This window comes from Pantoea sp. PNA 03-3, assembly GCF_003201175.1.
Taxonomy (GTDB): domain Bacteria; phylum Pseudomonadota; class Gammaproteobacteria; order Enterobacterales; family Enterobacteriaceae; genus Pantoea; species Pantoea stewartii.
In genome coordinates, this window is the sequence record NZ_QICO01000001.1 from 820,470 (window position 1) to 833,358 (window position 12,889).

A 12,889-nucleotide genomic window follows, 5' to 3' on the forward strand; every position below is an offset into this window, starting at 1 on the left:
ACCTTATACGCTATTCTTAGCCGGCAAGGACTGGCGGAGAGGGGTTAAGAAAATAGGGATAAGCGCCGTGGCGGTGGCGGACATTCAGCTACACATCCTAAAAAGACGTTCGGGGCTCGACAAAAAGAGAGTGGCATTTAACGTTAACATCCTTTTACAGAACGATTGACGCTGGCCGCCCTGTATCAGGCGTAATCGGGGGTTAACGCTTTACCCGTCCGAAACGAAACCTGCCATGTCTGAGTCACGGGCTCACGCCCAGACGATGCTATTGCCACATATCGGCAGTTTCGGTTTAAGCCCACTGAGGCTGGCTTGTGATTTCACTAAGAATCGCCCATGTCTGGTTGAAAACTGCGATTTTTATTTATAGGTAACATCATAAGCCTCCCTGTGAGATTCCTGCTTCAGCGAATTTAATCAGACATTCCTGCGGATATTATTCATCCTGCGCGTCAGCTTCTTCATCGCAAAGATAATACAGATGCTGCGCCAGCCCTGGGCCGAAGTAAAAAAACGCCCCCACTCAATAGCGGGGGTGAACCAACTAAACAGTTCCAGGCTACTTTAGCTGTAGGCGCCAGCAGGCACCCACGTTAAATTATTATTGTACTGATGCCTGAGCGTTGCAAACGAGGCGGTAATACCACTCAGGATTATCAGCCGGACTTTTTACAGGTCTACTGCGATATTAAAAGTCCTGAAAAGTAACCGGGCAATTGCTTTGTTTAAAAAGAGCTGACATGAGAATGATTAAGCGAGTCAGGATGTTTTTGAAATTTATTTAACAGAAATAACCGTACACACACTTAGCCTGTCTTTACTACGCCTTTTCCGGCACCACTGACACCTTCTCTACTCTGTTTCGTGTGAAAAGGCTTAGCCTGTATTTCAACCTCAAAAAGCACACTGTCCTTTTTACCTGTCAAGGTAGTACGTGCCCCAGCGATATCCCGACTCGTTTAAAAAACACAGTTAGAATACAGATGGTAACGCGAGCAATAGTTAACGCCATGATTTTCAACCTGTGGAGAAAGAACAATAAAATTGATCAAAATCAAAGAAAGTTAAAAACGGCAAATAAAAAAACAAAAGAAGCATAAGGAATGTATCTTTTGTGCCGATACACGATTACCGCCTGAGAAAACCTAAGGCTCGGGGTAACGTTCAACACAGGGTTAATTAAATGAAAATTATAAAAAGCTTTTACAATTTAAAGATAGGCGGGAAACTGGTTCTGGGTTTTCTGTTAGTTATTCTTGCCTCACTGATTATCTCTTCGCTGGCGCTCAAATGTTTTTTAAATATCAAAGAGAACTCTGCCAAACGTGACATTACCGTACAAATGCTGGATTCGCTGGCTAAAGCCCGGCTTAACCGCACACTTTTTCAGTATACTCGTGAGACGAAGTTTATCGAAATCAATGGCGAGGCAATGAACCAGCTTTCGGGTTTACGGCAAAGCCTGGAGCACTACTCCTGGTCCACGGCCGGGCGTGAAAAGCTTTCTGTTCTCAGCGTTGCCCTGAATCAGTATCGGGAGAAACGGCAGACTTTTCTTGCGAGTACAGACAAAACCGTCCTCTCCTTGAATGAACTGAACCGCCTGGAACTGGCCGCGCTGTCAGAAAAACTGGCTGCCCGACAGACGTCCGTGCCTGCTGACGCTGCTCAACTGCTCACGCTGAGCCTGAAGATCGAACAGGCCGCGTTTTATGTGCAGGCATTTATTAAAACGCCAGATTCGTCATCGCTGGATAAATTTGCTGGCATCAGGGATACCCTGTCATCGCTTAAGACCCAGCTGTCCGGTCCGTCCGCTTCAGAATTCACTACCTTGTTAGCCGAAGTGGAGCAAAAAACAACAGCCGGCCCTGTGCTGTTGAACAACTATCTTCTTGCCGTTAACGCAGAGAAACACGCCTCAGACGACATGACGGCCGCCGCAGGCAAACTTAATCAGTCCATGACAGATTTGGCTTTCTTCCAGTCTCAGATGGCTGAAGAGTACATACATACCGCCCTTTGGCAGATAGGTTTCACTACGATTACCTGTATTATTCTTAGCCTTGTTGTCGCCTGGAGAATGACCCGTAGCATTACCGTTCCCCTGAAAGAGACGCTTTCTTCAGCAAAACGCATTTCAGCAGGCGACCTGACGTCAGAAATAACCAGTTCGCGTACTGATGAACTGGGCGAACTGATGACCGCCGTCGGTGCCATGAATCACAGTCTGCGCACTATCATTTCGAAAGTCCGTGACGGTGTGAACAGCGTAGCTCGCGCCTCCTCTGAAATTGCAGCAGGTAATACTGACCTTTCCTCACGAACAGAACAGCAGTCCGCAGCCGTTGTAGAGACCGCTGCCAGTATGGAAGAGCTGACCTCAACCGTAAAACAGAATGCTGAGAACGCCCATCATGCCAGCCAGTTGGCTACCGAAGCATCACATAACGCCAGCCGTGGCGGGGAAATTATCAGCGACGTGATCGCCACGATGGGTGGGATAAGTCAGAGCTCGGGCAAAATTGGAGAAATCATCACTGTCATTAACGGTATTGCTTTCCAGACGAACATTCTGGCGTTGAATGCCGCGGTCGAGGCGGCACGGGCAGGCGAACAGGGACGCGGCTTTGCTGTGGTAGCAGGTGAAGTACGTAGCCTGGCACAGCGCAGTTCTGTTGCGGCAAAAGAAATTGAGGCACTCATTCGGGAATCCCTGGAGCGCGTAAACAACGGTACCGAACTGGTTAACCGTGCCGGTAATACCATGGGAGATATCGTCAAATCCGTCACGCAGGTCAGAGATATTATGGGCGAAATCGCTGCCGCGTCTGACGAGCAGAACCGGGGCATTACCCAGATAGCGCAGGCGATGACGGAAATGGATACCACGACGCAACAGAATGCTGCGCTGGTTGAGGAGTCATCTGCGGCGGCCAGCAGCCTGGAGGATCAGGCGCTGGAACTTGAAAAAACCGTGGCCGTATTTCGGTTACCGGCACCCTCTTCAATGACCGTGACCAGCGCTCCGGTGATCGCGCGCAGTCGGCACATTCCGGCTTCAGTGAAAACCTCAGACGCCAACTGGGAGACATTTTAAGGCATAACGCAAGGCCGTGCTGGGGCGCTGTGTGTGACGCGCCTCAGCAAGGGTTGATGCGCCTGACGGCATCGGGAGGATACGTGACTGAAAATAAAATGCATACCGCTCACATTATCGTTGGTGAGGCAGCCGAAGCCCTGTTTTATGAAGCCGATTCAATCACGCGGAAAACGTTAATTGATAAGCTCTACAGCATTCTGCAGCAGGAAACAGGCAGTCAGCGTAACGCCGCAATCATCGAAGCAATAAAACTGTTCATTTGATTTGTACACTCAGTGCCTGAGGAAATGTGAAAGCCCTTCAGTCAGGAAGCATCCTTACCTTACGAAACGTAAGTGCCACTCAGGCGCATCATACGCTTGAGGTCCTTCTCACGACCACAAAGGCGAAGAATGGCCGCAAGTTGTGCTTTCACGGGTAAAAACACCTGCTGCGATTTGATACTCACGGTAACGGTTTCGCCTACTGAGAGAGCTGTCCAGCCTTGTTCTGTCAAAATGTGGAAGCCACCGAGGAGTTCAACCGGCACCGGACCAGTCTCAGGTCGCAGCAAAAAGTCGGAGCGGAACCGTAAAGACGTCTCATCAGCATAGTTGGGCCAGGCGTATTTCTTGCTCAGAAAAGCCGCGGCATGCGAAGGCAGGACAATATCGATATCGTTCACCGGCCCCTTTTCAAGGCCGTAAAGCACCATGGCCGCTCCCCCGATCACCATCCAGGGCAAAGCGTGCTGATTCAGTTGCTGTGCCATTTTTGCCAGGGTTAATTCTAAATCGTCCATATATCACTATCACTCGGTTGAGCGCGTTTTACGACGTAATGTTTTTTCGTTGTGCTGACGTTGTCTTAACGCAACTGGATAACTGTATGCCAGGTTTATGACATCTGAAGGCAACTGCAAGGAAGAGTCAGAATCGCGACAGGTTGGCTAAACAGCACCATCATAAAGCCCTCTGTCGCCTTACCCGATCAGAAATGACGTAAACCGGTGCAGGAAAAACGGCGCAACCTGTCGTCAGGCCAGCCACAACGCGCATCTGAAAAGCCCGACCAGGGCCGTTCAGGCGCGGCGAAAGGCCTGAACGCACCTCGTACCACCGTTTATTTGCTCAGTCACAAATAAACTGCGCTTCGCACTGGCGAGCGATGTCCCACAGCCTGTTGCGAATGACCTGCTTAAGTTGCAGCGTGGACTGGGACTGGGGTTGATCACGACGGCTGATCAGCATCACTTCAAACGGCAACGGCTGTGCGACCGGGAGTAATTTTAGCTGTTCGGCATAGCGGCAAGCCGTGAACAGATCCACCACGCCCACACCGCCGCCTGCTAGTACCATATCCGCAATCACCGAGTAGGTTTTAATCGATAACGACACTGCCGGATTCAGCTTTTTATCGCGTAGCGCGCGGTGCAGGACGCGCCCAAGCGGATCCTGGGTCTGCATCATCAGCAGGTTATTCGCGCATAACCATGCCAGCGTAACGGGCTCATGTTGGGGATGATTTGGCGGCAGTAGCGCCACCATTGACGACTGAAACAGCGGTTCCGCCAGCAGCGCTGCATCCACCTGCTGACCAAAGACCAGGGCGAAATCAAGCTGATTCTCCAGGATCATTTGGCATAAGGTACTAAAGTGTTCCGTGACCAGTTCAACGCTGACCGAGGGCACCTGTTGTCGCCAGGTGACCAATGCCGGTGCCAACACCATTTGACCGAAAGCGTGAGCCGCACCGACACGGACGATCTGCCCTTCGCCGCGTCGCAGTTGTTCAGTGAGCTGGGTGATGGATTGTAAGCGTTGGTAGAGATCTTCCACCTCTGGCAGCAGCCTTCGTCCTTCTGCCGTGACGCTCATGCCCTGGATACGCCGCTCAAACAGCGCAAAGCCCAGTTGCTGTTCTGCATGGTTCAGCACGCGGCTGATATTGGGCTGCGATACGTTGAGCAGGCGCGCGGCTGCGCTGATGCTGCCGGTCTGTACGATGGCCTGAAAGACTTCTATGTGACGGAGCCGCATCATTATTTACCCTGTGTGGATTCAGCTACCCGCAGGCCGCTGTGATGCACCCTTTTCAGCGCTTCACTTACAGCACCGCCAACGCCTGAATCAAAATGGAAAACCTGAACCATCTGTCATCTCACCCGCGGTACGGGCAAAGAAACGGCCAGCGCCTGAATCTGTCCTGCCTCGTCGTTATTCCTTACTGCCGATACGATCCGGGCGGGTAAAGACAGGACAATCCCTGCTGCAAAAATTGTACCGTAAAACAGAGGGAGGCGAAGCGACCCGCTACCGCCTTGCGCTGAAATAAGGCGGCGCCGGGCTTATGCAAGGGGAAACAGGTGCAAATCGCGCCGGTATCGGTCCATTTCCCCTCACTGGCTGAATCATTGAAAAGGGTAAAGCCAGGCGTTCGCCCTGCCATAGTGCAGCGGGGAGGCGGCCGGGTTATCTCATGTGGATCGACGGTGCGTGGTGGCGGATTGTCGGTCAGTGCGCACGATCGCGCCCGGCGGCGATGTTTCTGAAAAAAGGAAGCTGCAGGGGCGAAGGTTACCCGCCCCTGACCTCATGGCTTTCCCTGTGCTACGACTGGGTACTCGCCAGGTAAGAAAATGCACTGAGCAAGCTGATCAACGTCTCCATCCGCTCTGCCTGATATCCCACGGTAACCGCATCGATGCGCGTGACGCCGGGGATCAGGCAGAACAGATCGGCCAACACGGGTTTGCTGGCCTGAAGCTGCATATGATAAGGCGCGGTCAACCGGGTCGTGCTCGTATCGCGCTGATGCTCAAGCGCGGCGCGTGCAGCACTGCCTATGGCACGTTGTGCCGCTTTGGGACTAATGGATTCCGCGCAGGTATGGGAAATGGCGCGTTTGACACAAACGTAGTCAACCGTTGGGTAATACTCTGCTATCCAGCTCTGTAGCTGATCGTCGCCCGTGACCAGCCACAGTGGCGTGCCCTGCTCAGCGGCGGCAGCGGCGTAAATATCGGTTTCGCCCATCACCAGGCCATTGATATGGATACGCCAGAATGCACGGCCATTAATGGTGTGCGCCAGTACGCCGGGTTCGCCTGCTGCGCTGTGATAGCCCACCAGAAATAATCCGTCGAACGTCTGCTGTTCTATGCCTTCAACCATCGACAAGCCGCGCGGTTTGCCCTGCACCAGCCGGGCGCGGGGATCAAGATTTTCCGCCCGCAGGTTGGTCATTTGCGCATGGCTGTCTGCGACGACCACCTCCGTTGCGCCTCCCGCGAACGCCCCCTCTATCGCGGCATTCACTTCCTGTTCCATCAGACCGCGGGCCAACTGATATTCCGGGTTGCCGGGTGTGCATTGCTCCGGGCGCATAACGCCCGCGATACCTTCAATATCGGCAGAAATAAAAATTTTCATGTGGTTAACCTGTCCAGAATCTGAGTCAGTGAGGGGCGATGGTGACCCCGAAAGCCGGTAACAGGCTCTGCGCTCAACAAGGCATCGAGTACAGCCTGTTCGGTGGCATCTGCCGCGGCGGCAAGCAGCGGCTCCAGCATGGCGTCCTGCGGCGGTTGCGGCAGCGGTTGCGTTGAAAACGCTACGGCGATATCGCCCGAGCCGTGGCCCCAGTAGCTGCCAAGCCGCCCGAGGCCGGCACCGGCACGCTTCGCGATACGCTTCAACTGACGCGCATCCAGCGGCGCATCCGTCGCCATCACGATGATGACAGAACCGGCATCACGTTGCGGTGCCTCTCCTGCCAGCAGCGGTGCAATCACTTCACCGAGTCGCACACCGTCAAGCGTGAGCGCGCTGAGCGCGCCAAAATTCGCCAGCACCAGCACTCCCAGCGTGGCATTGAGCGACGGGATAACACGCGAGGCCGTGCCGATCCCGCCCTTCAGATTAAAACAGCTCATCCCGCGTCCTGCGCCAACGCTGCCGCGGGAAAAGTCCGCTGCGGCTGTATGCAATGCTTCCTGCGCCATCGCCTCACTGATGGCCAGCGCCTGAATATCATTGAGCCAGCCGTCGTTGCACTCCAGGGCCAGCGGGTTCACCGTCGGCAGCGTCCGCCCGAGTTCCGGGTTACGACGGATGGCATCCCTTACCAGCGCGGTAAACAGCGTGCCCACCGCCAGCGTGTTACTGAGCAGAATCGGCGTGTTTAACACACCCAGCTCCTCGACCTGTGTCAGTCCGACCGGTTTCGCAAAGCCATTCAGAACTTCAGCTCCGCACGGCAGCGGCGTGAGAAACAGGTTATCACCCGGCGGAACGATAGCGGTGACGCCAGTCTGCCGCTCTCCCTCAGCCAGCGTGACGTGGCCGACGCGCACACCAGCCACATCGCTGATGCGATTAGTGGGGCCGCATGCGCTACGCGGCTGCCCCAACTGACGCTCGTTACGCCAGCGATCCAGCAGCAGTTCGCACTGCCATTGTTGAAAGTCCATCGTCAGCCCTTGAGTTTCGGGTCGAGCGTGTCACGCAGCGCGTCGCCGAGCAGGTTAAACGCCAGCACCGTGATAAAAATCGCCAGCCCCGGAAACACGCTCATGTGCCACGCGCCCGCCATCATCATGCTCCGGCTCATGGCCAGAATATTGCCCCATTCAGGCACATCCGGCTCCGGTCCGAGGCCAATAAAGCTTAAGCCTGCCGCTGTGAGAATACTGGTGCCAATGCGCATCGTAAAATAAACAATGACGCTGGAAAGCGTGCCCGGCAGAATATGGCGCAGGATAATGATTCGGTCGGGTGCACCGGCACAGCGCACGGCTTCCACATAGGCAGCCTGTCTCAATGACAGCGTGGAGGCGCGCACAATCCGGGCAAAGACGGGCACGCTGAACACCGCGACGGCGATGATGACATTGTTCAGGCCCGTTCCCAGAAGCGCCACCACCGCAATGGCCAGCAGCATGCCGGGAAACGCGAATAACACATCAGCACCGCGCATGATCAGCATATCGACCCAGCCACCGTAATAGCCCGCCAGCAACCCCAGCACGACGCCGACAATCATACCCAGCGTCACGGACAGCACGCCGACATACAGCGAAATACGCGCCCCATAGATAATACGACTGAGCAGGTCGCGCCCCAGTTCATCGGTGCCCATCCAGTGTGCTGCCGAAGGGGGCGAGGATAACGCCATCCAGTCGGGCGCCATCGGATCCCAGGGAGCCAGCCAGGGCGCAAAGATCGCCACCAGAATCAACAGCAGGACAAATCCGCCTGAAACCAGCGCCAGAGGATTGCGCACAAAAGCATGCAGGAAATCGCGCCACGGCGAGCGAATGACCTGAGGCGGGTTATCAGTCAGCGATTGATGACTCATCTCGGCTCCTGTCGCAGACGAATTGCCGGATTGACGACCGCGTAAAGCAGATCCACCAGCAGATTAATGACGATAAACTCAAATACAAACAGCATCACCAGCGCCTGAATGACCGGCTGATCCTGCGCTTTGATCGACTCAATTAACAGCCAGCCTAACCCTGGCCAGTTGAAGACGCTTTCCACGACAATCGAACCGCCCAGCAGAAAACCAAACTGCAACCCCAGCATGGTGATCACCGGGATGAGCGCATTACGCATCACGTGTTTCCACGTCACCAGACGGTTACGCAACCCTTTCGCTTTCGCGGTGCGTACGTAATCTTCCTGTGCCACTTCAAGGAAGGCCGAGCGGGTAAAGCGTGCCATGACCGCCGCAACGGACGATCCCAGCGTGATGGCGGGCAGGACAATATCGCTGGCCTTGTTAAAGCCGCTGACCGAGAACAGGCCAAAAGGCATCGCAACGAACTGGATTAGCAGCAGCCCCAGCCAGAACGCCGGCATCGAGATACCGCCCACCGCCACGCTCATTAGCGTCCAGTCTTGCCATTTCCCTCGTTTCAGGGCCGCGAGTACGCCAAGCATCAGGCCGAGAAGCACAGACCAGGCGAAACCGGCTAAGGCGAGCCACAGTGTGGGCAGGAAGCCCTGCTTAATCACCTGCAGCACCGGTTGCTGGGTGCGGTACGTGGTGCCAAGATCGCCATGTAACAGGTTGTCTATCCAGTTAACATACTGCTGCGGCAACGAGTCGTTGAGCCCGAGGTGCTGACGTGCCGCTTCGACCGCTTCAATCGGTGCATCCGGTCCGGCATAAATGCGCGCCGGATCGCCCGGCAGCAGCTTGATGAAACCGAAAACCAGCAGCGAGACCACCAGCAAAACCGGGATCATCTCCAGCAATCGGCGAATGATGTATGCAAACATGCCATTCCCTGAAATAAAGGTGAGACGGGGAGCCTCACGTGCCGCCGCAACCGGCAAAGGCACGTGAGGGACATCCGCGACTTATTTAAACGACGCCTGAGTAAACAACAGATTGCCATCAGGCAGCATCGAAACGCCGCTCAGGGTGCTGCGTTTGCCTACCAGATTGTCTGGCGTGCCAAGGAACGCCACGGGGGCCTCTTTCCACAACAGCTTTTGCGCTTGTGCATAGGCGATACCACGTTTTGCCGGATCGGCCGTCGCCAGCCCGGCAGCAATCGCCTTGTCGACGTCAGGATTGCTGAAATAGGAGACATTGTACGAGGTAGGTACCCATGATTCGGTGGCGAACAGCGGACGCAGAGCCCAGTCGGCATCGCCTGTAGACGTCGACCAGCCGCCATAATAGAGGTCAAATTCGGCTTTTTTCGGGTCCTGAACGCCCCACAGCTTCGCGTTGCGCGTTCCGGAATCCATCGGTGTCACCGTGGCGCGAATACCCACCGTGGCCAGTTGCGCCTTCAGCACCTGGGCGGCGCGCACGCTGGCGGTCGCATTGGTGACCCAGAGCTTGAGATCCAGCCCATTCGGGTAGCCCGCCGCTTTCAGCAACGCTTTGGCCTTATCCGGCGCATAGTGGTAATCGGGATCGCTCTGCTTCTCATAGAACTGCACCCCTTCCGGCATCGCGGAGGTGGCCGGTTTACCCAAACCGGCAAAGGCCACCTTCAACCACAGATGACGGTCAATCGCATAGTTGATTGCCTGGCGCACGCGGACATCGGCCAGAGGTTTATGCTGCGTATTGATCGCCATGTAATAGAGATAGATGCTCGGATCGCGCTGAATCGCGAGGTTGCTGTCCTGCTTCACCGCCGCGATCAGATCCGAAGGCAAAGGCCAAATGGCATCCACCTGACCCGATTTCAACGCGGCAACCCGTGTCGCATCTTCCGGGCTGGGTGAGAAAATCACCTGATCGACTTTGGGCCAGCCCTGCCGCCAGTAACCGTCATACTTCGCCAGCGTGACCGCTTTGCCCGGAGTCCAGTTTACGAATTTAAATGGCCCGGTCCCCACCGGATGCAGCCGCAACTGGGCCTCGTCCGGATACTGTTTCAGAACCGACGGGCTCCACATCACCGCCGAAGGGTGCGCCAGCGTATTAATAAAAGCACCAAATGACTGATTGAGTGAGATTTTCACCTGATCGGGTGCCAGCACCGTCACCTTATCGATCATTTTGTACAGGCTGTTGCGCTTCAGCCCTTTTTTCTGGTCTGCCAGACGCTCAAGGTTCGCTTTGACCGCTTCCGCATCAAAAGGCGTACCATCCTGGAAGGTAACGCCTTTACGCAGCGTCAGCGTAAATTCCGTCGCACTGTCGTTGGAGGTGTAACCGGTCGCCAGCCAGGGCTCCAGCTTCATCTGGGGATCAAACTGAAACAGGCGCTCAAAGATACCGCTCTGCACCGAGTAGCTGACATTATCCGAGGTATCGTGCGGATCGAGCCCCGTAATATCGGCATACATTGAAATGCGCAGATCCTGTGCCTGCGCAGTCATGACCAGTGTCGTCGTTAAGGCGAGGGCGAGTGAAGTACGGCGGAACAGCGTTTTCATAAAATCTCCTGGTCGTTAAGGATTATCGCAATGCAATGCCGTCAGCGACCCAGTGTTGCGGTGCAACCTGCCGATAACGGGGTTTCGTGACCGTTTCGCCCACCTTTCGCAACGGCGAAGGAATTTCGCTGTCATCAAAACGGCGAGGCTGACGGTTCTCGGGATCCGCCACCGGCACGGAGGCCAGCAGACGTTGGGTATAAGGATGTTGCGGTTGATTAAAGACCGACTGGCGCGGTCCGAGCTCGACAATCTGGCCGAGGTACATCACCGCCACGCGGTTGGCAATGCGCTCGACGACCGCCATATCATGAGAGATGAATATCCAGGCTACGCCCGTTTGCTGCTGGAGATCCATCATCAGATTCACCACCTGCGCCTGAATTGAAACGTCAAGGGCCGATACGGCTTCATCAGCAATAATCACTTTCGGTTTCAGGGCCATCGCGCGGGCAATGGCAATACGCTGGCGCTGACCGCCCGAAAATTCGTGCGGATAACGGCGCGCGTGCTCCGGCAACAACCCAACGCTTGTCAGCAGCGCATCGATGTGTGGAGAAGCCTGTTCCAGTGAGTCCACCATGCCATGCAACAGCAACGGCTCGGCAATGGTAAACCCCACCGTCAGACGTGGATTCAGTGACGCATAGGGGTCCTGAAACACCATCTGAATTTCACGGCGCAGCGGCTGGAATGCCGTCTCTTTCAGATGAGAGATTTCCTTTCCTTCAAAGTGGATGCTTTCCGCCTCACTGGCGATCAGGCGCATCAGCGCACGCCCGGTGGTCGATTTACCGCAGCCGCTTTCACCCACGATGGCCAGGGTTTCACCCGGCCACAGACTGAAATCAATCTGCTCAACCGCATGCACATGATGCGTATGGGTCGAGAAGATGCCGCTGCGGATGGGGTAATACACTTTTAGCCCACGTACATCGAGTAGCGGTTCGCTGTCGTAGCGCGCCGTCAGCTGTTCGTGTTGCGCCGCCTGTTGTGCACCCAACAGGGGAAAGCGTTGCGGCCACGCGTATTCGCGCATATCGCCCAGTTTTGGCACGGCTGCCAGCAACGCTTTGGTATATGCATGCTGCGGGGCGGCAAAAATCTCTGACACGGTGCCCTGCTCGACCACTTCGCCACGCAGCATGACCACAACACGATCCGCAATTTCCGCCACAACGCCCATATCATGGGTGATAAACAAGACCGCCATGTTTTTCTCGCGTTGCAGCTCACGCAGGATATGTAAAATGCGCGCCTGTACGGTGACGTCCAGCGCCGTCGTGGGTTCGTCGGCAATCAGGAGTTGCGGATCACAGGCCAGCGCCTGAGCAATCATTACGCGCTGGCGCATTCCGCCAGACAGCGCGTGCGGATAGCTTTTCATGACGCGATCGACATCGGCAATACGTACCTGTCGCAGCAGTTCACGTACGCGCGCATGAGCCTGTTTCTTGTCGCACTGATGATGGTCGCGTAACGCTTCGGTGAGTTGATCATCGATACGCAGCACCGGATTCAGTGAGGTCATCGGCTCCTGAAAGATCATCGCCATTTCACGGCCACGCAACGTGCGGCGCTGACTGTCATCCAGCGTTTCTAACGCATGAACTTCTCCGCGGCGATCGCGAAACTGCATGCTGCCGCGATCGATACGGCCGCTGCTCGCCAGCAAGCCCATCACGGCCAGCGACGTGACTGATTTACCTGAGCCGCTCTCGCCCACCACGGCGACAATTTCGCCTGGATAAATGGCGAAACTGATGCCTTTCAGCGCCTGATTCTCACCACTGCGTCCACGAAATGAGACGCTAAGGTCCTGAACAGCAAGCACCGGTGATGCACCGTCAGCACGTGTGGCAGAAGAAGTGAGTCGTGTGTCCGTCATCAATGC

10 protein-coding genes are annotated in these 12,889 nt (G+C 55.5%); 2 read left to right on the top strand and 8 right to left on the bottom strand.

What is annotated here, in order from left to right; translation table 11 throughout:
- The first annotated feature begins 1,186 nt into the window (after positions 1-1,186).
- Both C7433_RS03805 and C7433_RS03810 read left to right on the top strand, forming a co-directional pair.
- Entirely contained in the window at positions 1,187-3,103 is a 1,917-nt protein-coding gene (locus tag C7433_RS03805; RefSeq protein WP_110267653.1) for a methyl-accepting chemotaxis protein, read from the top strand.
- Positions 3,104-3,186: 83 nt separating this feature from the next.
- Positions 3,187-3,369 (top strand): hypothetical protein, encoded by a 183-nt coding sequence (locus tag C7433_RS03810; protein ID WP_146212549.1) that lies wholly within the window; start codon positions 3,187-3,189, stop codon positions 3,367-3,369.
- A gap of 59 nt (positions 3,370-3,428) precedes the next feature.
- On the opposite strand, the gene C7433_RS03815 is transcribed toward C7433_RS03810, so the two are convergent.
- From C7433_RS03815 to C7433_RS03850, 8 genes are all read right to left on the bottom strand, one after another.
- Positions 3,429-3,887 carry a hypothetical protein gene (locus C7433_RS03815; protein WP_110267654.1) on the bottom strand — a complete coding sequence of 153 codons (459 nt, stop codon included), beginning with the start codon at positions 3,885-3,887 and terminating at the stop codon, positions 3,429-3,431.
- A 328-nt stretch (positions 3,888-4,215) separates the two neighbouring features.
- Positions 4,216-5,124, bottom strand: a complete 909-nt coding sequence (locus C7433_RS03820) for a LysR family transcriptional regulator (protein WP_033737140.1) — start codon at positions 5,122-5,124, stop codon at positions 4,216-4,218.
- A 570-nt stretch (positions 5,125-5,694) separates the two neighbouring features.
- Positions 5,695-6,516: a M55 family metallopeptidase gene (locus C7433_RS03825; RefSeq protein ID WP_110267655.1), complete on the bottom strand. Its 822-nt coding sequence runs from the start codon at positions 6,514-6,516 to the stop codon at positions 5,695-5,697.
- Positions 6,513-7,556 carry a P1 family peptidase gene (locus C7433_RS03830; RefSeq protein WP_110267656.1) on the bottom strand — a complete coding sequence of 348 codons (1,044 nt, stop codon included), beginning with the start codon at positions 7,554-7,556 and terminating at the stop codon, positions 6,513-6,515. Before C7433_RS03830 ends, C7433_RS03825 begins: the two co-directional genes overlap by 4 nt.
- A gap of 2 nt (positions 7,557-7,558) precedes the next feature.
- Positions 7,559-8,443, bottom strand: coding sequence for an ABC transporter permease subunit (locus tag C7433_RS03835; protein ID WP_033737479.1), 885 nt, complete (start codon positions 8,441-8,443; stop codon positions 7,559-7,561).
- Entirely contained in the window at positions 8,440-9,372 is a 933-nt protein-coding gene (locus C7433_RS03840) for an ABC transporter permease subunit (RefSeq protein ID WP_039340937.1), read from the bottom strand. The genes C7433_RS03835 and C7433_RS03840 overlap by 4 nt, the downstream gene beginning before the upstream one ends.
- An 81-nt stretch (positions 9,373-9,453) precedes the next feature.
- Positions 9,454-10,995, bottom strand: a complete 1,542-nt coding sequence (locus C7433_RS03845; protein WP_110267657.1) for a glutathione ABC transporter substrate-binding protein — start codon at positions 10,993-10,995, stop codon at positions 9,454-9,456.
- A gap of 22 nt (positions 10,996-11,017) precedes the next feature.
- On the bottom strand, positions 11,018-12,883 hold the full coding sequence (locus C7433_RS03850) for an ABC transporter ATP-binding protein (protein ID WP_058701351.1): 1,866 nt from the start codon (positions 12,881-12,883) through the stop codon (positions 11,018-11,020).
- Positions 12,884-12,889 lie beyond the last annotated feature (6 nt).